This window comes from Amycolatopsis sp. AA4 (genome assembly GCF_002796545.1).
Lineage (GTDB): Bacteria > Actinomycetota > Actinomycetes > Mycobacteriales > Pseudonocardiaceae > Amycolatopsis.
The window spans coordinates 5,989,937-6,014,867 of record NZ_CP024894.1; the positions used below are offsets into that span (position 1 = coordinate 5,989,937).

The window sequence follows — 24,931 nt, forward strand, 5'->3', positions numbered from 1 at the left end:
TCACTGGGTCAGGTGGACGGCGAGGAAGCCGAGCTGATCCGAGGCGACCTTTTCGACCACAGCCGAATGGTAGCCCCCGTAAGAAAAACCCGGTGCCCGCGCCGAGCGCAGCCACCGGGTTTTCCGGCACTCGGTCAAGACAGGTGATGCACCTCCTGCAGCCCGTACACCGGCGTCTCCAAGCCTTCGAAGCGCGCCTTCAGCTGCAGCGCCAGATAGAGCGAGTAATGCCGCGACTGGTGCAGATTCCCGCCGTGGAACCACAACCCCTCCTGCTGGGTGGGCTTCCACATGTTGCGCTGCTCGCCCTCCCACGGACCCGGGTCCTTCGTCGTCTCCGAGCCGAGGCCCCAGCATTTGCCGACCTTGTCCGCGGTCTCCTGGCCGACCAGGTCGGCGACCCAGCCGTTCATCGAGCCGTAGCCGGTCGCGTACACGACCACGTCGGCTTCCAGTTCGGTCCCGTCCTCCAGCACCACCGAGTTCGCGGTCAGGTGGTCGACCTGGCCGTGCGCGAGCTTGATGCTGCCGTTGGCGACGAGTTCCGAAGCGCCCACGTCGATGTAGTAGCCGGAACCGCGGCGCAGGTACTTCATGAACAGGCCGGACCCGTCGTCGCCCCAGTCGTGCTTGAAGCCCGCCGCTTCGAGCCGGGCGTAGAAGTCCGCGTCGCGCTCGCGGATCGCTTCGTACACCGGGATCTGGAACTCCGGCATGATCCGATACGGGATCGACGCGAAGATCAGGTCCGCCTTCTCGGTGGTGACGCCCGCGGCGAGCGCTCGTTCCGAGTACAGGTCGCCGAGGCCGAGGTCCATCAGCGAATCCGACTTCACGATGTGCGTGGACGAACGCTGCACCATCGTCACGTCCGCGCCGTGCTCCCACAGTGCCGCGCAGATGTCGTGCGCCGAGTTGTTCGACCCGACGACGACCGCCTTCTTGCCCGCGTACGCGTCCGGGCCGGGGTGCTGCGACGAATGGTGCTGGTCGCCCTGGAACTCGTCCATCCCGGGGAACGACGGCAGATTCGGCTTGCCGGACATCCCGGTCGCGAACACGACGTGCCGCGGCGTGAGGACCACCTGCTCGCCGTCGCGGTCCACCGTGACGTGCCACTGCTTCGCGTCGTCGTCCCAGACCGCGGAGGTGACCGCCGAACGCGTCCAGTACGGCACCTCCATCAGCCGCGTGTACATCTCGAGCCAGTCGGCGATCTTGTCCTTCGGCGCGAACACCGGCCAGTTTTCCGGGAACGGCAGGTAGGGCAGGTGGTCGTACCAGACCGGGTCGTGCAGGCAGAGGTTCTTGTACCGCTTGCGCCACGAATCGCCGGGCCGGTCGTTGCGCTCCACCACCAGCGAGGGCACGCCGAGCTGGCGCAACCGGGCGCCGAGCGCGATCCCGCCCTGTCCGCCGCCGATCACGACGACGTAGGGCTGCTGCTCGTAGCCGAGCGTTTCCTGCTCCTCCGCCCGCTTCTCCGCCCACGACCGGCGGCCGCGGACCACGCCGTGCTCGACGCCCTTGGGCCGCCGTTCCCGCTGCGACTCCTCGAAGCCCTTCAGCTCGCGCAGGCTGGTGAGCAGCGTCCACGCGCCTTCTTCCTTCAGCCGCAGATGCCCTTTCGCGCGTCCGACGGCGGTCTCGAACTCGATCCACGCCTCGGTGACGCCGCCGGACTCGGTGGCCGGTTCGCTGGTGCGGAATCCGCTCGGGTCCGTCGCCTCCAGGCAGCCGCCGAGCAGGCCGGCCACCCCGTCCCTGCCCTCGACGGTCTTGAGGTTCCAGGTGAACGAAACCAAGTCGCGCCAGTAGGAATCGACGGCGAACAACGCCGAGGCAGCCTCGATGTCGCGGGCGGCCAGCGCGGCCTCGAACCGGGCCAGCCAGTCCTCGACCCGGGCCTGCGGCGTGCTCGCCTGCGCGATCCGGTCGACCGTCTGTGTCATGGCTCCTCCATCTGCTCGCGATGCCAGCGTCGTCGGTGGTGTAGCGCCGATCACACTCCGCGGGCGAGCCGGGCGGCAAGGGTTGCAGCGAGTTGCACGCGCCGAGGCATGACAACGTCGGCGCAGGTCACCTATGCTGGGCCGCTGACGCGATGGTGCGGGAGGTGACTGTGGTGGTGCACAGTGCGGTGCCTCCGGGCCGCAACCTGCCCACCCACGCGCGCGACCTCGTCCGGATGCACGAAGCGGTCATCGGCGGCAGCCGTCCGGCGGTGCCGCCGCGTCCGCTCGTCTCGCGCTCCTGGTCCCGCGTGCTGAGCCTCGGCCTGACCGCGGACGGGATGAACGCCCGCGATTCGGTCCCCGGCGAGGAGGTCGAACGCCGCCGGCACGGCTCCCCGCTGCGGCACGTCATCGAAGACCTCCGCCAGGTCGTCGGCGCGACGTCCGATTCGGCGCACATGCTCCTGGTAGTCACCGACGCGGACGGCATCATCCTGTGGCGCGAAGGCTCGTCCGCCGTCCGGCGCAAGGCGGACACGCTGGGTTTCATCGAAGGTTCGGAATGGACCGAAGCCCGCGTCGGCACGAACGCGATCGGCACCGCGCTGGCCGAAGCCGCGCCGATCGAGCTGCTGGCCGGCGAACACTTCGAGCAGAACCAGCACCCGTGGTACTGCACCGCCTCGCCGATCCACGACCCGCGCACCGGCGAACTCCTCGGCGTCATCGACGTCAGCGGCCCCGCGCTCACCCTGCACCCGGCCATCGGCGCCCTCGTCGAAACCGGCAAGCGGCTGGCCGAATCGCAACTGTGGCGCACGCACCGCCAGCGCCTCGAACGACTGCGCCAAATGGCTGAACCTGTCCTGTCCTCCGGCCCCGCCCTGGTCGTCGACGAGGACGGCTGGGTCGCCCACAGCGTCGGCGTGTCCGCGGGCGAGCGCATCGCCGCTCCCCAGGCCGGCCAGGTCGTCGCCGTCCCCGGGCTGGGCGCCTGCCTCCCGGAACCCATCGCCGACGGCTGGCTCGTCCGCCCCGCCAGCACCGCCCGCACCGTGCGGCTCGACCTGGACCTCACGCCCGCCCCGCTGCTCAGCCTCCAGGCCGGCGACACCGGCTGGCGCCGCCCGATCACCAAACGGCACGCGGAAATCCTGGTCCGCCTGGAAAAAGCCGGCCGCGACGGCCTGTCCGCGGTCGCGCTGAGCCACGCCCTCTACGGAGACGCCGAACACCTGGTCACCGTCCGCGCCGAGGTCTCGCGCCTGCGCCGCCTCCTGGGCGCCATCGTCGACACCCGCCCCTACCGGCTCGCCGACGGCGTGCGCATGACTGTCCACGCAGGACAGTGACCAGCACACTCCGATAAACGGGCCCCCGGTGCGAGCGGCGCCGGGGCGTCCGCTAATGTTTACGACACGTTGCACAGCAGCAAGCGCGATTAGCTCAGCGGGAGAGCGCTTCCCTGACACGGAAGAGGTCACTGGTTCAATCCCAGTATCGCGCACTCCAGCCCACCCCAGGCTGGTGCGTTGCACAACGGGCGATTAGCTCAGGGGGAGAGCGCTTCGTTCACACCGAAGAGGTCACTGGTTCGATCCCAGTATCGCCCACCAGCATGGTCACCCGGCCCGCCGACGATCTTCGCCGGCGGGCCGTTCGTGATTTCCGGCCGGGTCCTGGCTGAGCGAGGCCCCCGTCTCCGAACCGTCCGTCTCCCTCGCGAGGTGACCCGTGTCCGCTGATTTCATCGTCGATCCGCCGGGCAAGGCCGATCTGGACTTCCTCGACTGGATGCCGAGCCGCGGGCTGCTGCGCCGGGTCCTCGGGTTCATCGCGGACGAGGTCGAGGACCCGGCGCTGGCCGCGGACCTGCGCGACTTCGTGGCCGGAGGTTACGCGTTCTTCTCGCTCGGCAACTATTCCGCGGAGCAGGCCGCGGAGATCATGAAGGTGATCCGGGAGAAGCTGCCGGCCGCGGTCGAAGAATGGTTCCCGGGCAACGAGGGCGCCCGGGAGAACGTCGCCGAGCTCGTCGAGATGGTCGAGGAAGCCGAGGCCGCTCCCCCGGCTTGACCGAGCCGAGTGACCGCCCGGTTTCCGGGCCGGTGTTTCAGGCGGCGCGGTTCGCGGCAGTGTTCCGGATCTTCTTCGTACGACCGTGCTCGGCCATCACGGCCAGCACCTGCCGCGAAGCGGAGAAATCGGCCAGCCGCCGCTGCATCCAGTCGCTCACGGACTCCAGTTCGGCGACGTCCGGGACCCGGCCGTTTTCGGTCTCCAGCCACACTTCCCAGTCCCGCGCCCGCTGCCGGACGAACTCGCGGTCCTTCACCGGCCCGAGGCGGTCCGCCTCCGCGACGATCCCCGCTGCCCGCCGCCGGAACTCCGCCGGATCGGCGGTCTCTCTCGCGACCTGGTCGACCAGCTCCACCACCGCCGTCTTGGCCGTCAGCGGCTCCGGATCGCGCACCAGCACCGCCGCCAGCTCGCGAGGAGCCGCCCCGCCGCGCGCCGCGACGACGCGCCGGTAAGCAGCGGAGCGGACGTGCTCGTCGACGACCGCCGCGTCGAGGTCGACGCCGGTCATCCCGGCGGTCTCGAACAACGCGGTCAGATCGGCTCGGAACATCGTCATGTCCAACGCCTTCGAGCACCCCCCTCGTCCAGGTTCACGGGCGGTCGTCCAGACCGCTGTTCGGATTCTCCCGCCGCGACAAGGGAACGACGGATCACCGCCAGGGGCAACACATTGCTTGCCGACAGCTCCCGCGCCCACCGGCAGAACCTTCCGCCAATCTTGCTTCAAGTCTGCCCCGCTTCCCCCGGCGAAAGTATTCACCCGCGCGCCAGATCCGGGACACTCGGCTCGTTCATGCTCTCCCCGGGCGAGCGGCGGCCGGTAACTCCGGGCGACCGCTGTCTCGCCGCGAGCACACGGAGGACGCAACCATGGCGGGTACGAGTCGCCGGAATTTTCTCGGCATGGCGGGCGCTTCGCTCGCCGGAGCGGCGGCCGGAGGGCTGCTGCCGGGGTCGATCGGGAAGGCTCTCGCGGTCGAACCGGCCCGCCGGTCGGGCACGATCGAGGACGTCGAGCACGTCGTCGTCCTCATGCAGGAGAACCGGTCCTTCGACCACTATTTCGGCACCATGCGCGGCGTGCGCGGCTACGGCGACCCCCGGCCGCACTTGCTGCCCAACGGGCGGCCGGTGTTCTACCAGCCCCCGGCCAAGGTGCGGACCTCCGGCTACAAGAGCCGCGGCCTGCCGGACGACGCCGAGTACGTCCTGCCGTTCCCGCTCGACGCGTTGCGCACCAGCGAGCACATCGCCGGCACCCACCACGGCTGGGGCAGCGGCGAACCGCTGTGGAACGGCGGGCGCTACGACGGCTGGGTGAACGAAAAGCAGGACGTGTTCACCATGACGTATCAGCAGCGGTCCGAGCTGCCGTACCACTACGCGCTCGCGGAGGCGTTCACCATCTGCGACGCCTACCACTGCTCCGTTCCCGCGGACACCGCGCCGAACCGGATTCTGCTGTGGTCCGGCACGATCGACACGCAGAACCGCCTGGGCAGCAAGCAGAACGGACCCGGGCTGTGGGAGCGGCCGGACACCAACGGCTACAGCTGGACCACCTACCCCGAACGGCTGCAGCAGGCCGGCGTGAGCTGGAAGCTCTACCAGGGCGGCAGCGGCATCCCCGGCGAGCCGACGGACAACTACACCGACAACTCGCTCGAGTTCTTCGCTAAGTACCACCCGAAGGAAGGCGCGTCCGGGCCGCTGGTCGAGCAGGGCGTTTCGACGCACACGCTCAAGGAGTTCCGCGCTGACGTGCAGGCCGGGAAGCTGCCGCAGGTCACCTGGATCGTGCCGCCGTACAAGTACAGCGAGCACGCGGCCGCGTCCGCCAGCGACGGCGCGTACTACCTGAACCTCGTCCTCGACGCGCTCGTGTCGAACCCCGAGGTGTGGAGCAAGACCGTCTTCTTCATCAACTACGACGAGAACGACGGCCTGTTCGACCACGTCGTCCCGCCGATGCCGCCGCTGCTCAACCAGCCGGGCACGGACGGCCTGGTCTCGCGCTCGCTCGCGGCGAGCCTCCCCGACGAGACCCTCGACTTCGACAAGCTCCCGAAGGGCACCGGCGGCGCGCCGACCGGCGTCTCGCTCACCGGCAAACACCCCGCCGGGCTCGGTTCCCGGGTGCCGATGCTCGTCGTGTCGCCGTGGTCGCGCGGCGGCTGGGTCTGCTCCGAAACCTTCGACCACACCTCGGTCCTGCGCTTCCTGGAAGCCCGCTTCGGCGTGGCGGAGCCGAACATCAGCGCGTGGCGGCGGTCCGTGTGCGGCGACCTCACCTCGGCGTTCGACTTCTCCCGCCCGCAGACCAAACCGGTCGTGACGCCGACGCCCGCCCCGCTGCCGAGCAAGAACCAGCCGTTCTCGGTGAAGCTGCCGCAGGCGATGCCGAAGCAGGAGCCGGGCGTCCGCCCCGCGCGAGCGCTGCCGTACCGGTTCACCACCGCGCTCGCCGGAAAGCGCGACGGCCGCTCGGTTTCGGTGCAGTTCACCAACGACGGCACCGCGGGCGCGTACTTCTACGTCTACGCGCACGGCGATTCGCCCCGCCGCTACACGGTCGCCGCGCACGACACGATCAGCGACACCTGGGAAGGCGCGCCGGGCACCGACGAGCACGGCAACTACGACCTGCGCGTCACCGGCGCGAACGGTTACCTCGCGCAGTTCACCGGCGTCACCGCGGACACGACCGAGCCGGAGGTTTCGGTGTCCACGAACAACTACGGGGTCCCGCTGCTGACCCTGACCGTCACGAACCCGGGCCGCCAGCGCCGGAAACTGAAGCTGCGCAACGATTACAGCCGCAGCGCCGACCGGACGATCGTGCTCGGCCCCGGCGAAACCCGGCGCGTGCAGTGCGAGACGGCGTCCTCGTTCGGCTGGTTCGACGTCTCGCTGACCGACCCGGCCGCGCCGGGCTACCTGCGCCGGTTCGCCGGGCACAACGAGACCGGCCGGCCCAGCTTCAGCGACCCCGGTCCGCAACGGTAGCCGCAGGGTGAACGCCCGGCCGGAGGATTCCGGCCGGGCGCCGGGTTAAAGTCCGGCCATGAAGCGCGCATCGGTGTCCGACGGACTGGACCTCTACCTGCCCGTCTCCACGACCCGCCCCGCGCACGCGCTCGAAACCGCACTGCGCGCCGCGGTCGTCGACGGACGGCTCCCGGTGGGCACCCGGCTGCCCGCCTCGCGCGCCCTCGCCGCCGATCTCGGCATCGCCCGCAGCACCGTCTCCGAGGTCTACTCGCGGCTAGCCGCCGAAGGCTGGCTGGAGAGCCGTGTCGGAGCCGGAACCTGGATCGCGGGCTTCCCGCGACAGGCGCAACCGGCTGTCGCGCAACGACAATCGCCGCCGGAGTACGAGCTTCGCGGCGGCCTCGCCGACGCCGGCGACTTCCCGCGCAGCCAATGGAGCGCCCAAACCCGGCGAGCGCTGGCGGAAATGCCGGTCTCCGCGTTCGCCTACGCCCCGCCGGAAGGGGCCGTCGAACTCCGCGACACCCTCGCCGGGTACCTCGCCCGGACTCGCGGCGTCGCGGTCACCGCGGCGGAAGTCCTGATCGGCAGCGGTTTCGGCGACCTGCTTTCGCTGACCTGCCGAGCCATTCGCGCGCGCGGCGGCAAGCGGATCGCCGTCGAGGAGTACGGCCACGAGCGGCACCGGCGGATCATCGCCGAGTCCGGACTGGAGATCGTCGCGATCCCGGTCGACTCCGAGGGGGCCGACCTCGCCGACGCCGAAGCCGACGCGGTCTTCCTCACCCCGGCCCACCAATTCCCGACCGGGGTGCCGCTCTCGCCGGAACGGCGCCGAGCCGCCGTCGAATGGGCGAACGCCCGCGACGCGCTGATCCTGGAAGACGACTACGACGGCGAATTCCGCTACGACCGCCGCAGCATCGGCGCGCTCCAAGCCCTCGCGCCGGATCGGGTCGTGTACCTGGGCACGTCGAGCAAGGCCCTCGCCCCGGCCGTCGGCGTCGCCTGGGCGGTGGCCCCGCCCGAGCTGCTGCCCGAACTGCTCCGGCAGCGAAGCCTCAGCGGCGTCACGCCCAGCGGACTGCACCAGCAGGTCCTCGCCCGCTTCCTCGATTCCCACGAGTACGACCGCGCCGTCCGCCGGCGCCGGGCCACCTTCCGGACCCGCCGCGAACTGTTCGCCCAGCTCCTCGCCGAACGCGCACCGGAGCTGCGGCCGGGCGGTCTCGCCGCGGGTCTGCAGTGCCTGGTCGAACTGCCGGACGCGGCCGCCGAAGAACGCGCGCTCGCCGCCGCCCGCCAGTTCGGCGTGGCCCTCGAAGGTCTCGCCGACTACCGCGCTCCCGGCGGCAACCCAGACCGGGCCGGAGTCGTCATCGGCTACGGCGCGGTGTCGTCCGCCCGCGCCGCGCGCGCCCTCGCGCTGGCCGCCGACGCGCTGGCAAATGGTCTGAGTTTCTAGCGCGAGATTGGCCGGTAATCCGGTCCATTCGCGTCCTAATCTAGGTCCATGACAACGACGAACCCCGTTCTGGTCCCGATCCCCCAGCGTCTCGATTTCGACGCTCTGGCCCCGATTTTCTCCCGTGCGATGAGCACTTTGGACGACGCCGCGACCCAGCAGCTCGACCACGCCGGCATCGACCCGGGCCTGCGCGAACTGGTCCGCCTCCGCGCGTCCCAGATCAACGGCTGCGCGTACTGCGTCGACATGCACTCGCAGGCCGCGCGCAAGGAAGGCGTCACCGCGCAGCGGGTCGACGCGCTCGCGGTCTGGGCGGAATCCGGCCTGTTCACCGCGGCCGAGCGGGCCGCGTTCGCGCTGACCGAGGACGTCACGCGCCTCTCCGAAACGCACGTCCCCGAGTCGACCGTTTCCGCGGCCGTCGAAGCACTCGGCGAGGAAGGCGCCGCGGCGGTGATCGCGCTCATCACCGCGATCAACATGTGGAACACGGTCGGCGTGACGACCCGCTGCTGGTCGGTCAGCCCGGCATGACCACCGCGCGCACGGCGATCCGGCGGCTCGCCACCGCACAAGCCCTGACCTCGGCGGGCGACGGCGCGGTACTGGCCGTGTCCGCCGTCCATTTCACCACCCGGGTCGGCCTGCCGGCGGGAATCGTGGCGCTCGGGCTGTCGCTCGGCGCCGCGACGAGCCTGACCACCACCGTTCCGTTCGGGACGCTGCTGGACCGGATCGGCGCCCGCCGCGCACTCGCCGCGGCCACCGCCGCCGCGGTCGCGGGCCTGCTGCTGTTCGCCGTCGCGCACACTGTTCCGCTGTACATCGCCGCGTGCGCGCTCTTCGCCTGCGGGCAGAGCGCGCTCGCGGCGGGCCGCCAAGCCGTCGTCGCGACGGTGGTGGCTCCCGAAGGCCGGGTCCGAGCCCGCGCGTTGCTGCACACCGCCGTCAACATCGGCATCGGCGCGGGCTCCGGAATCGGCGCGCTCGTCCTGGCCGCTGGGACCAACGCGGGCACCGTTTTCCTCGCCGACGCCGGTCTTTTCGTGTTCGCCACCGCGCTGTACCTGCACGCCGGGCCGGACGCACCCGCGGAACGCCAAACCGGCTGGCCAGCCCTGCGAGACCGCCGTTACGTCACCTTGACGGTGCTGGCGGCGGTCACGCAGCTGACCATGCCGATCCTCAGCGTCACGCTTCCCCTGTGGATAGTCACCCGCAGCTCCGCTCCACAATGGACTTCCGCAGTGGTGCTGCTGGCCAACACTATCCTCGTCGTGTTCCTCCAGCTGCCGATCAGCCGACAGGTCCGCGACGCCCGCACCGCACGCCGATCCCTTGTGGTGGCCGGAATCTTCCTGATCGCCGCCTGCACCGTCTTCGGCTCGCTCAGCGCTTCAGCACACCCGGTAATCCTGGCGCTCGTCGGCGCGCTGCTGCTCACCGTCGCCGAAACGACCGCCTCCGCCGGAGCCTGGCATCTCGCGTTCAGCCTTGCCCCGGAAGGACATCAGGGCCAGTACCAAGCGCTGTTCGCCACCAGCACCGCCCTCGCCCGCATCACCGGTCCGCTCGTGCTGGTCCCGCTCGTGCTGACGTTCGGCTTCCTCGGCTGGACGCTCGCCGGGCTCGGGATGCTGGCCGCGGCCGCCGCGCTGGCGGCCATGGCCGTCCCGCGCCGGAAACGTCAGCGGAACCCTCAGCGGAAAGCCGACTGCCCGGTGATCGCCTGACCGACGACCAGCGTGTGCATCTCGACCGTGCCCTCGTAGGTGAGGACCGATTCGAGGTTGTTCATGTGCCGGATCACCGGGTATTCCAGCGAAATCCCGTTCGCGCCGAGGATCGTGCGCGCGGTGCGGCAGATCTCGATCGCCTCGCGGACGTTGTTCAGCTTGCCCAGGCTCACCTGCTCCGGCCGCAGCACCCCGGCGTCCTTGCGCCGTCCCAAGTGGATCGCGAGCAGCAACGCCTTCGTGTACTCGAGCGTCATGTCGACAAGTTTCTGCTGCGTCAGCTGGAACGCGGAGATCGGCTTGCCGAACTGCGTGCGGTCCTCGGCGTAGGACATCGCCGCCTGCAGGCAGGAACGCGCCGCGCCTACCGAACCCCACACGATGCCGAAGCGGGCTTCGTTGAGGCAGCTCAACGGTCCCTTCAGCCCGGTGACCTCCGGCAGCACCGCGTCCGCGGGCAGCCGAACGCCGTCGAGAACGAGTTCGCTCGTGATCGAGGCGCGCAGCGAAAGCTTGTGCTTGATCTCCGGAGCCGAGAAGCCTGGGGTGTCGGTGGGCACGACGAAACCGCGGACGCCCTTGTCGGTCTGCGCCCACACCACGGCGACGTCAGCGACGCTTCCGTTGGTGATCCACATCTTCCGGCCGTCGAGGACCCAGTCGTCGCCGTCGCGCCGCGCGCGGGTGCGCATGCTGGCCGGGTCCGAGCCGGCGTCCGGTTCGGTCAGCCCGAAGCAGCCGATCGCCTCGCCCGCCGCCATCGACGGCAGCCACTGCTGCTTCTGCTCCTCCGAGCCCCACTTCCAGATCGCGAACATCGCCAGCGACCCCTGCACCGAAACGAGCGAGCGGATGCCCGAGTCGCTCGCCTCCAGTTCCAGGCAGGCGAGCCCGTACTCGGTCGCCGACATCCCGGCGCAGCCGTAGCCCTCCAGGTGCATGCCGAGCACCCCGAGCGTGCCCAGGTCCTTGGCCAGGCCGCGCACGTCCGGCAGCTCGCCGCGCTCGAACCAGTCGCCGACGTACGGGTCGATCCGCTCCGCGCAGACGCGGCGGACCGCGGCCGCGATCGCCTTCTCGTCTTCGGTGAACAGGTCGCCGAGCCCGGCGGGGTCGCGCGGATCCAGCGGCGGCAGGGACTTCGTGGCGCTCATTTCTTCTCCTCTGCGAGCCAGCGGCGAATCTCGTCGCTGTGCTGCCCCAGCCGGGGCGGGGCGGAATAGCGGGCGACCGGCGTCTCCGAATAGCCGATCGGATGGCGGACCTGGGGCGGCGAATCGCCGCCGACAGGCACAGTCGGCGCGAGCCCGAGCGATTCGGCGAGCTTGAACCCGTCCGCGAGATCGCCGACCGGACCGGCGGGCACCCCGGCCTCGGTCAGCCGCGCGGCCCACGCCTCGACGGTGTCGGTACCGAGCTGCTCTTCGAGCGCGGCCCGCAGCTCCGGACGGTGGCGCACGCGTTCGGCGTTCGTCGCGAACCGCTCGTCGCCGGCCAGCTCCGGAACGCCCAGCACCTCGGCGAGCCGGCGGAACTGCCCGTCGTTGCCACAGGCCAGCGCGAGCACGTCGTCCTTGCAGCGCAACGTTTCGTACGGCGCGATCGACGGATGCGCGTTGCCCATCCGGCGCGGCGCGCGCCCGGTCGTGAGATACGAGGAGGCCTGGTTGGCCATCGAACCGAGCAAACTGGACAGCAGATTCACCTCGACCCGCTGCCCCCGTCCAGTCTGCTCGCGGGCCCGCAGCGCGGCCAGGATGCCGATGGTCGCGTCCTTCGCGGCGAGCACGTCGACCAGCGCGACGCCGGCCTTCGTCGGTTCGTCGGTGCCGGTGACGCTCATCAAGCCGCCCATCGCCTGCACGAGAAAGTCGTAGCCGGGCAGGTCCGCGTCGCCGCCGAAGCCGGAAACCGAGCAGTACACGATCCCGGGATTACCCACGCGGACCGCTTCGTAGTCGAGCCCGCGCCGTCGCAGCGCGCCGGACCGGAAGTTCTCGACGAGCACGTCGGCGCGCCGCGCGAGTTCCCGCGCCAGCACCAGGTCGTCCGGATCGCCGAGGTCGAGCACCACGGACTGCTTGGACCGGTTGGCGCATTCGAAGTACGAACTGGAGTGCGCGGTCCACGGCGGGCCCCAGCCGCGGGTGTCGTCGCCGGAACCGGGCCGTTCGACCTTGATCACCGTCGCCCCGAGGTCGGCCAGGTTCACGCACGCCAGCGGACCGGCCAGCACCCGGCTGAAATCCGCGACGACGACACCGTCCAGTGGCATGCTCACGAGCGCACCTCCTCGCTACGCATACTGGCATTGAACTACGTATTTACGCAACCTGCAGGTCCGGGTAGAGTTCGCGATCACCCGAGGAGAGAAAGCACCGATGCCGACGCACCCCACGCCGGACGGCCGCCCGAGGCCGCACCACCGGATGATCGACCGGGTGTCGACCATCCTGGAGCGGGCCGCGCGCTCCCGGAACGGGGTCACGCTCACCGAATTCGCCCGCGAGCTCGACGCGCCGATGAGCTCGATCCAGGGCCTGGTCAACGGCCTCGTCGCGACGGGTTACCTCGACGAGCACGACCGCCGCTACTCCCTCGGCCCGGCCCCGTTCCTGCTCGTCCGGCTGGTCGGCCGCCCCACGGTCACCACGGTGTCGCACGAGGATCTCGAAGCACTGCACGAGGAAACCGGGATGACCGCGGTGCTGGCGATCATGGTGGGCAGCGACCTTTACTACGTCGACCACGCCTCGCACGATCCGCGGTACGCCTACCTCGCCGAAGGTTTCGTGCGCCGCTCGCCGATCCGCACGTCGACCGGCTGGATCTTGCTGGCCGCCATGGAAAACCGGGACCTGTGGCCGCAGATCGGCTCGCTGCCGCCGGCGGACGCCGAACTGGTCGAGCGTTTCGTGCAGGACCTGACCCGGATCCGCGCCGAAGGCCTGGTCGCCGCCCCGAGCGCGTCGACCGAGGCGGACGGCGTGTCGGTCGCGGTCGTGGAGGACGGCCGGACCGTCGCCGCGGTCGGGATCATGGGCAGCCACACCGAGGTGGCCGAGCGCAAGGACGAGCTGATCGAGGTGCTGACCCGGCACCGGCGCGAATGGCGGAAACGGCCTTAGCCTCAGGGAATTCCGGGGTCGCCATTCGGGGATGACACCCGATGTCCGCGCGCTCGGACAAGGCGAAGCTGGACTCCGCACGTCGTCCGCGATCGGTGAGGAGTCCCATGTCCCCAGCGCCTGGCCGAAAGTACTGCCCCACCGCGTGGACTCGTCCGCTGCAAGTCGCCACCGCCGTCTGCTCGCTGGTCTGCGCCGCCGGGACGCTCCTGCAGAACCTCCTGATCCTCGACGTGGACCTGGTCCGCCTCGCACTGGAGTCCGCTCGCGGCAGCACCTCCGACGCGCCGGGCTTCCTGACCGGACTGCGCACGGCCGGCTGGTTCTTTCTCGCCGGCAACGCGGTCGGCCTGCTCGCGCTGACCGGCAAGACCTGGGTGTTCTGGGCAGCCATGCTCGTGAACGCCGCCCAAGCCGCCAGCGCCGTCCTGCTCCCGCTCGCGGTTTTCGACGCCTCCGCGGAACTCTACGGACGAGCCGGGCTTCTCCCGGCGATGCTCGCTTACGGCGGCGCGGCACTGCTCGCCTTGGTTCTGTTCGACAGTTTCGCCGTCTTCCGAACGCCCTGGGCGCAACGCCCGCAGAGCTGACCGTGCTACTCCGCCTCGAGGCCGGAGAGCTTCGCCAGCACCCCGCCGTCCGGGTCCAGTTCGCGTTCGACCTCGGCCAGCCGAGCCGTCGCCCGTTGATGCGCGCTGCGTCCGCGCGGCGCGAGGTACACCCGGACCCGCCGCCGGTCCTCGACATCCACCTCGCGATACGCCGCCGCGGTGGTGACCAGCCGGTCGACCACCCGGGTCAGCGTCGGCCCGGTGACCAGCGTGCGCCCGGCCAGCTCGGTCATCGTGAGGCCGTCGCCCGCGGCCAGCGCGTCCAGCACCAGCCAGCCGTCGAGGGTCAGGCCCTCTTCCTTGAGCAGCGGCTCGATCCGCAGCGTGACCGCGCGTGCGGTGCGGGTGAGTTCGCGGATCAGCGACGCCCCGGCCGCCTGTGCCTGCCTCATCCGCCTGCCCTCGTTCCCGCCCTTGCGCAAATGCCTTCGCATTGTAAGACTTCCAAATGGAAGCAAGTCAACCGGCAAAGAAGCCCGGAGCCGGCATGGGACTCGGAGTCGCCAGCCGCGCGAGCGCGTTGCGCGTCGCGCTGGTCGTCCCGCTGCAGGGACCGGCGGGCCTTTTCGGGCCCTCGTGCGAGGCGATCAGCGAACTCGCGGTCCGGGAACTCAACGACGCGGGCGGCATTCTCGGCCGCGAGGTGACGCTGGAAGTCGTCGACGGCGGCGCGCCTCCTGCCCAGGTCGCGTCGGCGGTGCGCCGGCTGGTCGACGCGGGCGAGATCGACGCGGTCACCGGTTGGCACATTTCGTCAGTCCGCAACGCGCTCGCGCCGGTCCTCGCCGACCGCGTTCCGTACGTGTACACGTCGCTCTACGAGGGCGGCGAAAGTCGTTCTGGCATCTACTGTTCCGGTGAAATTCCGCGCGTGCAGATCCAACCCGCCCTGCGGTGGCTGCGCGACAATTGCGGTGCGCGGAGCTGGTTCGTGGCGGGCGACGATTACGTGTGGCCGCGCGGTTCCGCGGACGCGATCCGGCGCTACGCAAGGGAACTCGATCTCCAGATCGCCGGAGAAGCCTTCGTCGGACTGGGTTCCGGTGACATGGCGAGGCTCGTCCGGCGCGTCGAGACCTCGGCGTGCGACGGGGTTCTCATGCTGTTCGTCGGACAGGACGCGGTGCGGTTCAACCGCCAGTTCGCCGCGCGCGGGCTCCACGAGCAGATGCTGCGCTTCAGCCCGCTGATGGAAGAAAACATGCTGCTCGCCAGCGGCGCCGAGGCGACCCGAAACCTCTTCGCCTCCGCCGCGTACTTCCGCTCGCTCGTCACAGCGGACGCGATGGATCTGCTCGGCCGCTACGTCCGCCTGCACGGCCCGGCCGCGCCGCCGCTCAACAACGCGGCCGAATCCTGTTACGAGGGCTTGCATACGCTCGCCGAACTCGCCCGCCGCGCAGGCACTCCGGACCTGCGCGCATTCAACGCGGCAATCGACGGCGTCGCGTACGACGGACCGCGCGGCACCGTCGAATTCCACGGCCAGCAAGCCGCCCAGCACGTGCACCTCGCCGCCGCGCACGGCTGCGATTTCGATCCGATCACCCGGCTCTGACCCGTCCCGCTCCGCTCTTGACGGCCGCCGTCCGCCCATTTATTTTCACTTGACAGTATTTCATCTGGTACCAACTGAGGAGCGTGCGATGAACAACGTCGGCCTGCTCTACGTCGGGGCGGTACTGCTGGTCAACGGGCTGATGCTGCTCGGGCGCGTGCCCGCGCGGTCGGCCGCCGCGCTGAACCTGTTCGTGGGCGGGCTGCAGTGCGTGACGCCGACGGTGCTGATCATCCAGGCGCACGGGGATTCCGAGGCGATCCTCAGCGCGTCCGGGCTGTTCCTGTTCGGCTTCACCTATCTGTACGTCGGGATCGCGAACCTCGCCGGGCTCGAACCCGAGGGCATCGGCTGGTTCTCGCTGTTCGTCGCGGGCGCCGCGCTCGTGTACGCCGGACTGGCGTTCTGGCGGCAGGACGATCCGGTGTTCGGCGTCATCTGGCTGTCCTGGGCCCTGTTGTGGGGCCTGTTCTTCCTCGTGCTCGGGCTCGGCCGCGAGGGGCTGACCCGGTTCACCGGCTGGACGACCGTCCTGCTGAGCCAGCCGACCTGCACGCTGCCCGCGTTCCTCGCGCTCACCGGCGGCTACCGCTCCACCGCGACCGCCGCCCTCATCGCGGCGGCGATCGCCGTCCTGCTCGTCGCTCTCGCCGCGGTGCTCGGCTTCCGCGGCCAGCCCCGCTCCGTCCCCGACCGCGCCGCGGCCGCGGCCTGACCCTCCACCCAGAAGGAGAACTCCCATGCGACACGGCGACATTTCCTCGAGCCCGGACACGGTCGGCATCGCGGTCGTGAACTACAAGATGCCGCGGCTGCATTCGAAGGCCGAGGTGCTGGACAACGCGCGCAAGATCGCCGACATGGTCGTCGGCATGAAGGGCGGCCTGCCCGGAATGGACCTCGTCGTGTTCCCCGAGTACTCGACGCAGGGGATCATGTACGACGAACAGGAAATGTACGACACCGCGGCGACCGTGCCCGGCGAGGAAACCGCGATCTTCTCCGCCGCCTGCCGCGAGGCCGACACGTGGGGAGTTTTCTCGATCACCGGCGAACAGCACGAGGACCACCCGAACAAACCGCCGTACAACACCCTGGTGCTGATCGACAACCACGGCGAGATCGTGCAGAAGTACCGGAAAATCCTGCCGTGGTGCCCGATCGAGGGCTGGTACCCGGGCGACTCGACGTACGTCACGGACGGCCCGAAGGGCCTCAAGATCTCCCTGATCATCTGCGACGACGGCAATTACCCGGAAATCTGGCGGGATTGCGCGATGAAGGGCGCCGAGCTGATCGTCCGCTGCCAGGGCTACATGTACCCGGCGAAGGACCAGCAGGTGCTGATGGCGAAAGCCATGGCGTGGGCGAACAACTGCTACGTCGCGGTCGCCAACGCGGCCGGATTCGACGGCGTGTACTCGTATTTCGGCCACTCCGCGATCATCGGGTTCGACGGCCGGACGCTCGGCGAAACCGGCGAGGAGGAATACGGCATCCAGTTCGCCCAGCTGTCGCTTTCGGCGATCCGGGACGCGCGCGAGTACGACCAGTCGCAGAACCACCTGTTCAAGCTGCTGCACCGGGGCTACTCGGGCGTGCACGCGGCCGGCGACGGCGACAAGGGCGTCGCGGACTGCCCGTTCGAGTTCTACCGCACGTGGGTCACCGACGCGCAGAAGGCGCAGGAAAACGTCGAGGCCATCACGCGCAGCACGATCGGCGTCGCCGAATGCCCGGTCGGCCAGCTGCCCGCGGAGAAGACCAAGCAGGCCTGATTCCCCGCTGGCTGCCGGTTTTTCGGTTCAGGGAAAGGACACCATGCCGTTCATCACCGACAGGTACCACGACCAGAACCGGAACCGGCAGCCAGCCGCTCCGGCCGCCGCCGCCCCGGTTTCGTCCACTCCGGACACCCCCGATGCCCTGGCGCAACGCCTGCGCCGCCGCGTCCTCGGCCAAGACCCGGCCATCGACGCCGTCGTCCGCGCGATCACCCTGGCCCGCGCGGGCGCGACCGAACCCGACCGTCCACCCGCGACAGTCCTGCTCCTGGGCCCCACCGGCGTGGGCAAAACCGAACTGGTGCGCCAAGTCGCCGCCGCCCTGCGCTCCGGCCCGGACGATCTGTGCCGGGTGGACATGAACTCGCTCGCCCAAGAACACTACGCAGCCTCGTTCAACGGCGCGCCGCCCGGGTACGCGGGAAGCAAAGAAGCCTTCACCGTCTTCGATCGCTCCACGGTGGAGGGTGACCCGTACACGCCCGGAATCGTCCTCTTCGACGAGGTGGAAAAAGCCCACCCCACCGTCCTGCGCGCCCTGTTGGGCGTCCTAGACAACGGAATGCTGCGCCTCGCGAACGGTCAGGAGAAGATCTCCTTCCGCAACAGCTTCGTCTTCCTCACTTCAAACCTGGGCTCAAAAGAACTCGCCCGCCGCCGAGGTTCCCGCTGGCGCACGCTTCTGGACCGCGGCCACACCCGCCGAGCGGTCGTCGACAAAGCCCTTCAGTCGTTCTTCGACCCGGAATTCCTCAACCGCATCGACGAAACGGTGATCTTCGACGAACTGGACCGCACCACCATCGAACAAGTCGCCCGCCTCGAAACCGACCTGCTGCGCGCGAGACTCCGCCGCCGCGGCGTCGACCTCCAGGTAGACGAATCCGCCGTCCGCCTGTTAGCCAATGAAGGCTTCGACCCGGTCTACGGTGCCCGCGGCCTGCGCCGAACGCTCCGCACCCACCTGGCCGCCCCGGTAGCCGCCGAAATCATGCGAGTGCGCCCGACCGGCACGGCCCCGCTGCGGATCACCGCGACCGCCGCGACCGGAACCGTCCGCGCGACCGCCACCGATCCGGAGTCTTGACGCCGCGCGACCGCCTCTCTAAGTTCTCCGGACATAGGACGTCGGACATCCCACGTCCGGAGCGAGAGGCGGTCCCCCGGTGCTCCCGAGAACAGTCACGCTTGCGCTCGCCGCAACGATCTTGAGCGTCATCCCAGCCCCGCAGGCCAGCGCGCACAGCGGGTGCACCTCATCGACCCCGTTCGTCTCCGGCACGGAGGGCTACCACGCTTTCCGCATCCCCGCGGCAGTCCGCGCGAAGGACGGCTCGCTCCTCGCGTTCGCCGAAGGCCGCCGCGACTCCCCCGGCGACTCGGGCGCGATCCAAACCGTCGCCAAAACCTCCCGAGACGGCGGCTGCACCTGGGGCGACCTGCGCGTAGTCGACAGCAACGGCGAAGCCACCGCCGGAAACCCAACGCCGGTCGTAGCCCGCAACGGCGACCTCGTCCTCCTGACTGTCCACAACGGACCTGTCAGCGAAAAAGCCATCATGTCCGGAACCGTGTCCTCGCAAGACACCCGACGAGTTTTCGTCCAACGCAGCCCAGACAACGGCCGCACGTGGACCCCCGCCGCGGACATCACCGCCACGGCGAAACTCCCGTCCTGGCGCTGGTACGCCACAGCCCCCGGCCACGCCACCCTCCTCCAGCACGGCCGCCACGCCGGACGGATCATCGTGCCCGCCAACCACTCCAGCGCGCCCCCGGCGGGTTCGACGGACGTCGGAACGGAAGCCAAGTACTACGGCGGACACGACCTGTACAGCGACGACAACGGCCGCACCTGGCGCATCGGCTTCACCGACGACCCGACCGACGGCGTCCTCGCCCCCAACGAAACCACCGCCACCGAATTGCCGGACGGCACCGTCTATTTCTCGAGCCGCAACCAAGGCTCCGCTCCGGATCATCGTCTAGCCGCCTACAGCACCGACGGCGGCCGGACCCTGACCCGCCCGTATCAAGTGCAGCCCACCCTGTCCGGTCCGAAGGTGGAAGGCAGCGTCCTGCAAACGACGAACCGCCGCGTACTCCTCTACTCAGGCCCGTCCGACCCCACGGCCCGCCACACGATGCAGCTGAGGACCAGCGCGGACCGCGGCAAAACCTGGCAGCCGTCCACCGTGGTCGCCGACGCCCCCGCCGGTTACTCCGACCTGGTGCAGCCGGACCGTTTCACCGTCGGCGTCCTCTTCGAAACCGGAGTCACCAGCGCGTACGAACGGATCGAATTCCGCCGCTTGCCCCTGTGACACGGGGGTCCCCGGTAAAATCGGCCGCATGACGGACCCGTGGCTACGCCGCTTCCACCCCGCCGACGACGCCCCCGCCCGTCTGGTGTGCCTGCCGCACGCGGGCGGCGCAGCCCCGTTCTTCCATCCGCTGTCGAAGTCGCTGTCCCCCGCCGTCGACGTCCTGGCGGTGCAGTACCCCGGCAGGCAAGACCGGATGGCCGAACCGGCCCTGCGCACCATCGACGAACTGGCGGACGGCGTCACCCAAGCCCTCCTGTCGTGGCTGGACCTGCCGGTGTTTTTGTTCGGCCACAGCATGGGCGCGACGCTCGCGTACGAGGTAGGCCTGCGCCTCGAGTCGAGAGGCACGCCCGCGGAAGCACTAGTCCTGTCCGGCCGCCGCGCCCCGTCCCGCCTGGTGCGGGAACGAGTCCACCTCCAAGACGACGACGGCCTCCTGTCCGAAATCGAAGGCCTCGCCGGCACCGACCCGAGGGTCCTGCGAGATCCCGAACTGCGAGAACTGTTCCTGCCGGCCCTGCGCGCCGATTACACCGCCATCGAGACCTACCGCCCGAGCCCAGGCCCGATCTCCGCGCCCATCCACGCCCACACCGGAGACGCCGACCCGCACGCCCCCGTGGCCGACGTACAAGCCTGGTCGGCCCACACCAACGGCGACTTCACCCTGACCACTTACCCAGGCGGCCACTTCTACCTGGCGGACCACGCGGCGGCTCTCACGGACGCGTTGCTGAAACTGACTACGAGCGGGTTTTAGGTCTCTCTGCCCTCCGCAGCCCGCCCATTACTCCCCATCTCGGGTTGCGGACGTCTATCTCGGCCTTCCGCAGACCTGTCCCGACCTTCCGCATGCCTTCTGCGGCGGCCCCGGACAGCGCGCGTTTCGCCGTGGCCGCGCACGCATTCCAGACCCGGACCATCGCGGCGGTCCGGTGAAGAAGTTCGCCGCCGACCACTGGCGCTCCAGTCCGCGCCACGGTGTTTCGGCTGCCAACCAAATTTCCGCTCCGCCACCCCTGCCAGTTTCCGCTGCGCCACCTGTCAGCTTCCGCTCCACCATCCCGCCGGGCTCTGCACCGCGACTCCGCCAGGCCCGCATCGTCGCCACCGCCAATCCCGTTCCGCCACCCGCCAACTTCCGCTCCGCCACCCACCCGGCTGTGCACCGCGACTCCGCCAAGCCCGCATCGTCGCCACCGCCAATCCCGTTCCGCCACCCGCCAACTTCCGCTCCGCCACCCACCCGGCTGTGCACCGCGACTCCGCCTGGCTCCGCACCGCCGCCACGCCAGCTTCTTCTCCACCACTCCGCCAGGCTCCCGCTCCGCCACCCCGCCAAGCCCCGCACCGTGACCCCGCCGGGCCCCGTTTCGCCACCCGCCAGGCTCTGCACCGCGATCCCGCCAGTCTCCGCTCCGCCGCCCGCCAAGCCCCCTCTTCGCCACCCGGCCAAGCCCCCTCCTCGCCATCCGCCAGGCTCCGTTTCGCCACCCGCCAGTCTCCGCTCCGCGACCCCGCCAAGGCTGCTCCGCCATCCCACCAGGCCCCGCTCCCCCACCCCGTAGGCTGCCGCCCATGGAACTGCGCAGGATGTTCACCGGTTTAGGACGCAGCAAGGCATTCGCCGCGTTCGGCCAAGCGATGATGCCCGCCGATCGCCTCCTCCTCCGCGTCACCGGCGGCCGCCTGGGCGTCGGCGCGGCGGTCGGGCTGCGCACCCTCCTGCTCACCACAATCGGCCGGACGACCGGAGAACCCCGCCAGGTCCCGCTGCTGTACGTCGAACGCTCCGGCGGCTACGTGGTAATCGGCTCCAACTGGGGCGGCGAAAACCACCCCGCGTGGACGGCGAACCTCCTGTCCGACGCCAACGCGACAGTCTCAGTGAATGGTCGCACCCTGCCGGTCCGAGGACGCCTCCTGGAAGGCACCGAACGACAGGAAATGTGGGACGCCGTCGCCTCCTACTAGCCCGCCTACAACCGCTACGCCGAACGAGCCGCCCACCGCGAAATCCGGGTCTTCCTCCTGGAACCCACGAACCCGGCCGCCTGACTGGCCGTTCTTCTCGCTAGCTGCACCTCGCGGTTCTCCTCGCCAGCTACACCTCGCGGAATCCCCGCCCAGCCCCCGCCCGTAGCCCTCCACCAGCCCACCTGACCGGCCGCACTTCGCTCGGGTACTTCGCGGAGAACACCAGGTCCTAGCCGCCACCAGCAGTCCACCCAGCCAACCGGCCCTTCTTCCGCCCGATCGCACCTCGCAGAACTCCCCCGTCCCGCAAGCACCACTAGCCCCTAGCTGACCACCCGACCGGCCTGTCCGCCCTCCGGCCGCTTCACATTCCGACACTTCGCGGAGAACCGCAGTCGCGGCGGCCACCACCAGCGCTCCACCCAGCCACTTAACCGGCCGGCCTTCCCTCGGCACCTCGCGGAGACCCCAGCAATCGCCACAGGTCCTCCACCCGGGCGGCCGCCGCGCGACCGGACCGAAGATTCAGTCACGCCCCGCCAGCTACCTTCCGCGCGGCAGGAACTTCGCCGCCTTCGCCTGGAGGTATCGGCGTTCCGGCATGCTGCTCGTCCGTTTCGCCGCGCGCAGGTAGTGCTCGTGCGCACCCGCGGTGTCGCCAGCGAGTTCGAGCAGATGCGCACGAACCGCGTCGAACCGGTGGCCCTGCTTCAGGCGCGCGTCGTCCTCGAGGGTGGCCAGCAGAGCCAGCGCTTTCTCCGGTCCGTGCACCATCGCGACCGCGATCGCCCGGTTCAGCGTCGTCACTGGGCCGGGCGCGAGGTGTTCGAGCAGGCCGTACAGCTCCAGGATCTGCGCCCAGTCCGTGGAGTCGGTGCCCGCCGCCTGGTCGTGCAGCGCCGCGATGGCAGCTTGTACCTGGTACGGCCCCACCGGACCTCGGCCCAACACCCGGTTCACCAGCTCCAGGCCCTCGACGATCAACGGCACTGTCCACAGTCGACGGTCCTGATCGGCGAGCGGCGTCAACGCTCCGTCGGGCCCGGTGCGCGCCGGCCGTCGGGCGTCGGTTAGCAGCATGAGCGCGAGCAGCCCCGCGACCTCGCCATCGTCCGGCAGCAACGAGTGGACGGCCCGGGTCAGCCGGATCGCTTCCTCGGACAGTTCGACCCGGTGCAGATCCTCACCCGAGGTCGCCGTGTATCCCTCGTTGAAAATCAGGTACAGCACATGCAAGACGACCTGCAGCCGCGCGGGCCAATCCTCTGCGGACGGAGGCGTAAAGGTCGAACCGGCCGCCGCGACGCTTTCCTTCGCCGCGTGATCCGTCGCGCCATGGTGCCCTCCGGCACCAGGAACGCGCGTGCGATCTCGGCAGTCGTCAACCCGCCAACCGCGCGCAGCGTCAGCGCGACTTGCGAGCTGGGCGTCACCGCCGGATGGCAGCACAGGAACAACAACGTGAGCGTGTCGTCCTGCGCCGGCGGCTGCTCGTCCTCCGGCCCGGCCACGACCGCGGTCAGCGCGACGTCCTGCACCGCAACGGTTTCCTCGCGCCGTCGCCGAGCGCTCTCGCTGCGCCAAAGGTCGGTCAACCGGCGCGTGGCGACCGTCAGCAGCCAGGCGCGCGGGTTGTCCGGCACCTCGCCTGCCGACCACTGCTCGACCGCGGCGACCAGCGCCTCCTGGACCGCGTCCTCGCACGCCTCGAACTGCCCGTACCGCCGCACGAGCGTCCCGAGCACCTGCGGCACGAGCGGCCGGAGCAGCTCGCCGACGTCCGCCATCAGCCGAGTTCGGACTGTGTTTCCGCGTCAGCGAAGAACACGACCGGCCGGACCTCGATGCCGAGCCCGTCGATCCCCGCGTCGGGAATCATCGCGGCGACCTCCAGCGCCCGATCGCGGCTCTCGCATTCGACCAGGTAGAACCCGGCGAGGAACTCCTTCGACTCCGCGTACGGACCGTCGGTGACCGCAGGCACCCCGCCGCGCACCCGCACGACAGCGCTGTCCTCCGGCCCGCCGAGCGCCTGCGTGCTGATCATCTCGCCGGACGCGCGGATCTTGGCGATGAAGTCCGCGTGCCCGTCCATCACCTCCTGTCGGGTCTCCTCGCTCAGCCCCTCCCATACGTCGGGGTTCATGTGCATCGTCAGCAGGAACTTCACGTCGTCCTCCCCAGCAGCCGGTTCAGGCGACCAACCTAGCGGAGCCGCGCGGCGATGCCGTCCAGCAGACATTCGAGGCCAAGCTCGAACTGCGCGTCCTCGGCCGCTGCCGCCTCAGCCACCTTCCGCGCGCCAGCAGCGTCCGCCGCCTGGCCCGACACCGCCCGGCCCGAGTCAGCCACCTGCCCCGGCCCGGCGATCCGGCCCGTGCCAGCCGCCCGGCCGGTCCCGGCCGGCTGGCCAGTTCCATCGACCGTCCCAGCCGCGCTAGCCCCACCCGCTCGACCGGAGCCCGTCGCCGCGCCAGCCTCAGCCGCCTCGCGGGAACCAGTGCCCGCACGGTCCGCCTCAGCGAACCGCTCGCGCTCGGCCGCCTCCGCACCCGACCGAGCCCCCGGCGTACCAGCCCCGGTCACCCCGCCAGACGCATCCGGCTCCGCTTCCGCTCCCGCACCGCCCGCGCCGGCGTCAGCAGCCTCGCCAGGGGCCTCGTGCCCCTCGGCCAGAAAGCTCCCCAGCACCCGTGCGAGCAGCGGATACGGCCCGTCCTCGGGTGCGACATCGCCGAACCAAGCCCGCGCGTGCCGCTGCACGTCCACCACGTCGACGAACGCGTTGCGCTGCCACATCGCCCGCTCTTCCGCCCACTGCAGCGCCTGACCGAGGACGTACCCGTCGAGCAGCCGGGCGTACCCGAGCGCCGACGCGAGGTCCTGGCCAAGCCGGTCGAACGTCGCCAGCACGAACTCGGTCCGCCGGCTCGCGTTCGGCCCCGCCGGCGGCCGCTGGTGCACGAGCCGCGCGTACCACGGATGCCGCTTCGTCATCGCCCACGTGTCGACCGCGACGGCAGTCAGCTCGCCCCGCCAGTCCTCGCCCGGGACTTCCGGGGTGCGCACCTCGCTGTTCGCGAGGTCCAGCATCAGGTCCACCAGACCGTCTTTGTTGTGCACGTAGCGGTACAGCGACATCGGAGTGGACGCGCCCAGCTCCTTCGCCACAGCCCGCATCGTGAGCGCCTCCGCGCCTCCGTGGTCGGCCAGGCGCACAGCCGCGTTCACGATGTCGACTCGTCCGAGGCCCCATCCGCGCTCCGGCGGCTCAGGCAATACCCAAATCGGCGGTGTCGGCCCTTGATCTCCCA

At 70.1% G+C, this 24,931-nt stretch carries 22 protein-coding genes, 2 tRNA genes and 1 pseudogene; 17 read left to right on the plus strand and 8 right to left on the minus strand.

Annotated elements, in window-relative coordinates:
- Nucleotides 1–134 precede the first annotated feature (134 nt).
- On the minus strand, nucleotides 135–1,952 hold the full coding sequence (locus CU254_RS27735) for an NAD(P)/FAD-dependent oxidoreductase (protein WP_009081368.1): 1,818 nt from the start codon (nucleotides 1,950–1,952) through the stop codon (nucleotides 135–137).
- Nucleotides 1,953–2,116: 164 nt separating this feature from the next.
- On the opposite strand from CU254_RS27735, the gene CU254_RS27740 reads away from it, so the two are divergent.
- The 4 genes from CU254_RS27740 to CU254_RS27755 all read left to right on the plus strand — a co-directional run bounded on the left by CU254_RS27740 (nucleotide 2,117) and on the right by CU254_RS27755 (nucleotide 4,031).
- The gene (locus CU254_RS27740; RefSeq protein WP_199786003.1) at nucleotides 2,117–3,307 is read left to right on the plus strand and encodes a GAF domain-containing protein; all 1,191 of its coding nucleotides are present in this window, start codon (nucleotides 2,117–2,119) and stop codon (nucleotides 3,305–3,307) included.
- A gap of 83 nt (nucleotides 3,308–3,390) precedes the next feature.
- Nucleotides 3,391–3,462, plus strand: a tRNA-Val gene (locus tag CU254_RS27745).
- A gap of 34 nt (nucleotides 3,463–3,496) precedes the next feature.
- A tRNA-Val gene (locus CU254_RS27750) sits at nucleotides 3,497–3,571 on the plus strand.
- A gap of 118 nt (nucleotides 3,572–3,689) precedes the next feature.
- Nucleotides 3,690–4,031, plus strand: a complete 342-nt coding sequence (locus CU254_RS27755; protein ID WP_009081373.1) for a hypothetical protein — start codon at nucleotides 3,690–3,692, stop codon at nucleotides 4,029–4,031.
- A gap of 37 nt (nucleotides 4,032–4,068) precedes the next feature.
- Here the strand turns inward: CU254_RS27755 and CU254_RS27760 are convergent, their stop codons facing one another.
- Nucleotides 4,069–4,593 carry a hypothetical protein gene (locus tag CU254_RS27760; protein ID WP_037715044.1) on the minus strand — a complete coding sequence of 175 codons (525 nt, stop codon included), beginning with the start codon at nucleotides 4,591–4,593 and terminating at the stop codon, nucleotides 4,069–4,071.
- A 314-nt stretch (nucleotides 4,594–4,907) separates the two neighbouring features.
- Here CU254_RS27760 and CU254_RS27765 point away from each other — a divergent pair, with 314 nt between their 5' ends.
- From CU254_RS27765 to CU254_RS27780, 4 genes are read left to right on the plus strand one after another with little or no spacing between them, the layout of a single operon-like run.
- Nucleotides 4,908–7,043, plus strand: a complete 2,136-nt coding sequence (locus CU254_RS27765; protein ID WP_009081377.1) for a phosphocholine-specific phospholipase C — start codon at nucleotides 4,908–4,910, stop codon at nucleotides 7,041–7,043.
- Between the two features lie 58 nt (nucleotides 7,044–7,101).
- Nucleotides 7,102–8,493: a PLP-dependent aminotransferase family protein gene (locus tag CU254_RS27770; RefSeq protein WP_009081379.1), complete on the plus strand. Its 1,392-nt coding sequence runs from the start codon at nucleotides 7,102–7,104 to the stop codon at nucleotides 8,491–8,493.
- A 48-nt stretch (nucleotides 8,494–8,541) separates the two neighbouring features.
- The gene (locus tag CU254_RS27775; RefSeq protein ID WP_037715048.1) at nucleotides 8,542–9,030 is read left to right on the plus strand and encodes a carboxymuconolactone decarboxylase family protein; all 489 of its coding nucleotides are present in this window, start codon (nucleotides 8,542–8,544) and stop codon (nucleotides 9,028–9,030) included.
- Complete coding sequence (locus CU254_RS27780; protein WP_037718073.1) at nucleotides 9,027–10,229, plus strand: MFS transporter; 1,203 nt, start codon at nucleotides 9,027–9,029, stop codon at nucleotides 10,227–10,229. The genes CU254_RS27775 and CU254_RS27780 overlap by 4 nt, the downstream gene beginning before the upstream one ends.
- On the opposite strand, the gene CU254_RS27785 is transcribed toward CU254_RS27780, so the two are convergent.
- Nucleotides 10,196–11,386 (minus strand): acyl-CoA dehydrogenase family protein, encoded by a 1,191-nt coding sequence (locus CU254_RS27785; protein ID WP_009081386.1) that lies wholly within the window; start codon nucleotides 11,384–11,386, stop codon nucleotides 10,196–10,198. The genes CU254_RS27780 and CU254_RS27785 overlap by 34 nt on opposite strands.
- Nucleotides 11,383–12,507: a CaiB/BaiF CoA-transferase family protein gene (locus CU254_RS27790; RefSeq protein WP_037715050.1), complete on the minus strand. Its 1,125-nt coding sequence runs from the start codon at nucleotides 12,505–12,507 to the stop codon at nucleotides 11,383–11,385. Before CU254_RS27790 ends, CU254_RS27785 begins: the two co-directional genes overlap by 4 nt.
- Nucleotides 12,508–12,613: 106 nt before the next feature.
- Here CU254_RS27790 and CU254_RS27795 point away from each other — a divergent pair, with 106 nt between their 5' ends.
- Nucleotides 12,614–13,360 (plus strand): IclR family transcriptional regulator, encoded by a 747-nt coding sequence (locus CU254_RS27795; RefSeq protein WP_009081390.1) that lies wholly within the window; start codon nucleotides 12,614–12,616, stop codon nucleotides 13,358–13,360.
- A 107-nt stretch (nucleotides 13,361–13,467) separates the two neighbouring features.
- Nucleotides 13,468–13,950, plus strand: a complete 483-nt coding sequence (locus CU254_RS27800; RefSeq protein ID WP_100266899.1) for a hypothetical protein — start codon at nucleotides 13,468–13,470, stop codon at nucleotides 13,948–13,950.
- Between the two features lie 5 nt (nucleotides 13,951–13,955).
- Here CU254_RS27800 and CU254_RS27805 read toward each other — a convergent pair whose 3' ends face one another.
- Nucleotides 13,956–14,363 carry a MarR family winged helix-turn-helix transcriptional regulator gene (locus tag CU254_RS27805; RefSeq protein WP_037715052.1) on the minus strand — a complete coding sequence of 136 codons (408 nt, stop codon included), beginning with the start codon at nucleotides 14,361–14,363 and terminating at the stop codon, nucleotides 13,956–13,958.
- A 95-nt stretch (nucleotides 14,364–14,458) separates the two neighbouring features.
- Between CU254_RS27805 and CU254_RS27810 the strand changes: the two genes are divergently transcribed.
- The 7 genes from CU254_RS27810 to CU254_RS27840 all read left to right on the plus strand — a co-directional run bounded on the left by CU254_RS27810 (nucleotide 14,459) and on the right by CU254_RS27840 (nucleotide 21,614).
- Complete coding sequence (locus tag CU254_RS27810) at nucleotides 14,459–15,529, plus strand: substrate-binding domain-containing protein (RefSeq protein WP_009081396.1); 1,071 nt, start codon at nucleotides 14,459–14,461, stop codon at nucleotides 15,527–15,529.
- Between the two features lie 88 nt (nucleotides 15,530–15,617).
- Nucleotides 15,618–16,244, plus strand: coding sequence for an AmiS/UreI family transporter (locus CU254_RS27815; protein WP_009081399.1), 627 nt, complete (start codon nucleotides 15,618–15,620; stop codon nucleotides 16,242–16,244).
- A gap of 25 nt (nucleotides 16,245–16,269) precedes the next feature.
- Entirely contained in the window at nucleotides 16,270–17,307 is a 1,038-nt protein-coding gene (locus tag CU254_RS27820; RefSeq protein WP_009081400.1) for an aliphatic amidase, read from the plus strand.
- Between the two features lie 43 nt (nucleotides 17,308–17,350).
- The gene (locus CU254_RS27825; protein WP_009081401.1) at nucleotides 17,351–18,400 is read left to right on the plus strand and encodes an AAA family ATPase; all 1,050 of its coding nucleotides are present in this window, start codon (nucleotides 17,351–17,353) and stop codon (nucleotides 18,398–18,400) included.
- Between the two features lie 121 nt (nucleotides 18,401–18,521).
- Nucleotides 18,522–19,637, plus strand: coding sequence for an exo-alpha-sialidase (locus tag CU254_RS27830; RefSeq protein ID WP_234392754.1), 1,116 nt, complete (start codon nucleotides 18,522–18,524; stop codon nucleotides 19,635–19,637).
- 28 nt (nucleotides 19,638–19,665) lie between these two features.
- Entirely contained in the window at nucleotides 19,666–20,400 is a 735-nt protein-coding gene (locus tag CU254_RS27835; protein WP_100266900.1) for a thioesterase II family protein, read from the plus strand.
- 818 nt (nucleotides 20,401–21,218) lie between these two features.
- Nucleotides 21,219–21,614 carry a nitroreductase family deazaflavin-dependent oxidoreductase gene (locus tag CU254_RS27840; RefSeq protein WP_009081404.1) on the plus strand — a complete coding sequence of 132 codons (396 nt, stop codon included), beginning with the start codon at nucleotides 21,219–21,221 and terminating at the stop codon, nucleotides 21,612–21,614.
- Between the two features lie 546 nt (nucleotides 21,615–22,160).
- On the opposite strand, the pseudogene CU254_RS27845 reads toward CU254_RS27840, so the two are convergent.
- From CU254_RS27845 to CU254_RS44830, 3 genes and pseudogenes are all read right to left on the minus strand, one after another.
- Nucleotides 22,161–23,404: pseudogene (locus CU254_RS27845) on the minus strand (RNA polymerase sigma factor).
- Nucleotides 23,404–23,787 (minus strand): YciI family protein, encoded by a 384-nt coding sequence (locus tag CU254_RS27850; protein WP_037715054.1) that lies wholly within the window; start codon nucleotides 23,785–23,787, stop codon nucleotides 23,404–23,406. Before CU254_RS27850 ends, CU254_RS27845 begins: the two are co-directional and overlap by 1 nt.
- 35 nt (nucleotides 23,788–23,822) lie before the next feature.
- Nucleotides 23,823–24,848 (minus strand): TetR/AcrR family transcriptional regulator, encoded by a 1,026-nt coding sequence (locus tag CU254_RS44830; RefSeq protein WP_050788298.1) that lies wholly within the window; start codon nucleotides 24,846–24,848, stop codon nucleotides 23,823–23,825.
- Nucleotides 24,849–24,931: the final 83 nt, after the last annotated feature.

Coding starts and splice junctions, on each gene's coding strand:
- CU254_RS27815 (WP_009081399.1), top strand. CDS start 15,618: ATGAACAACGTCGGCCTGCTCTACGTCGGGGCGGTACTGCTGGTCAAC.
- CU254_RS27810 (WP_009081396.1), top strand. CDS start 14,459: ATGGGACTCGGAGTCGCCAGCCGCGCGAGCGCGTTGCGCGTCGCGCTG.
- CU254_RS27780 (WP_037718073.1), top strand. CDS start 9,027: ATGACCACCGCGCGCACGGCGATCCGGCGGCTCGCCACCGCACAAGCC.
- CU254_RS27785 (WP_009081386.1), bottom strand. CDS start 11,386: ATGAGCGCCACGAAGTCCCTGCCGCCGCTGGATCCGCGCGACCCCGCC.
- CU254_RS27800 (WP_100266899.1), top strand. CDS start 13,468: ATGTCCCCAGCGCCTGGCCGAAAGTACTGCCCCACCGCGTGGACTCGT.
- CU254_RS27790 (WP_037715050.1), bottom strand. CDS start 12,507: ATGCCACTGGACGGTGTCGTCGTCGCGGATTTCAGCCGGGTGCTGGCC.
- CU254_RS27840 (WP_009081404.1), top strand. CDS start 21,219: ATGGAACTGCGCAGGATGTTCACCGGTTTAGGACGCAGCAAGGCATTC.
- CU254_RS27835 (WP_100266900.1), top strand. CDS start 19,666: ATGACGGACCCGTGGCTACGCCGCTTCCACCCCGCCGACGACGCCCCC.
- CU254_RS27735 (WP_009081368.1), bottom strand. CDS start 1,952: ATGACACAGACGGTCGACCGGATCGCGCAGGCGAGCACGCCGCAGGCC.
- CU254_RS27770 (WP_009081379.1), top strand. CDS start 7,102: ATGAAGCGCGCATCGGTGTCCGACGGACTGGACCTCTACCTGCCCGTC.
- CU254_RS27805 (WP_037715052.1), bottom strand. CDS start 14,363: ATGAGGCAGGCACAGGCGGCCGGGGCGTCGCTGATCCGCGAACTCACC.
- CU254_RS27760 (WP_037715044.1), bottom strand. CDS start 4,593: ATGACGATGTTCCGAGCCGATCTGACCGCGTTGTTCGAGACCGCCGGG.
- CU254_RS27765 (WP_009081377.1), top strand. CDS start 4,908: ATGGCGGGTACGAGTCGCCGGAATTTTCTCGGCATGGCGGGCGCTTCG.
- CU254_RS27820 (WP_009081400.1), top strand. CDS start 16,270: ATGCGACACGGCGACATTTCCTCGAGCCCGGACACGGTCGGCATCGCG.
- CU254_RS27775 (WP_037715048.1), top strand. CDS start 8,542: ATGACAACGACGAACCCCGTTCTGGTCCCGATCCCCCAGCGTCTCGAT.
- CU254_RS27795 (WP_009081390.1), top strand. CDS start 12,614: ATGCCGACGCACCCCACGCCGGACGGCCGCCCGAGGCCGCACCACCGG.
- CU254_RS27825 (WP_009081401.1), top strand. CDS start 17,351: ATGCCGTTCATCACCGACAGGTACCACGACCAGAACCGGAACCGGCAG.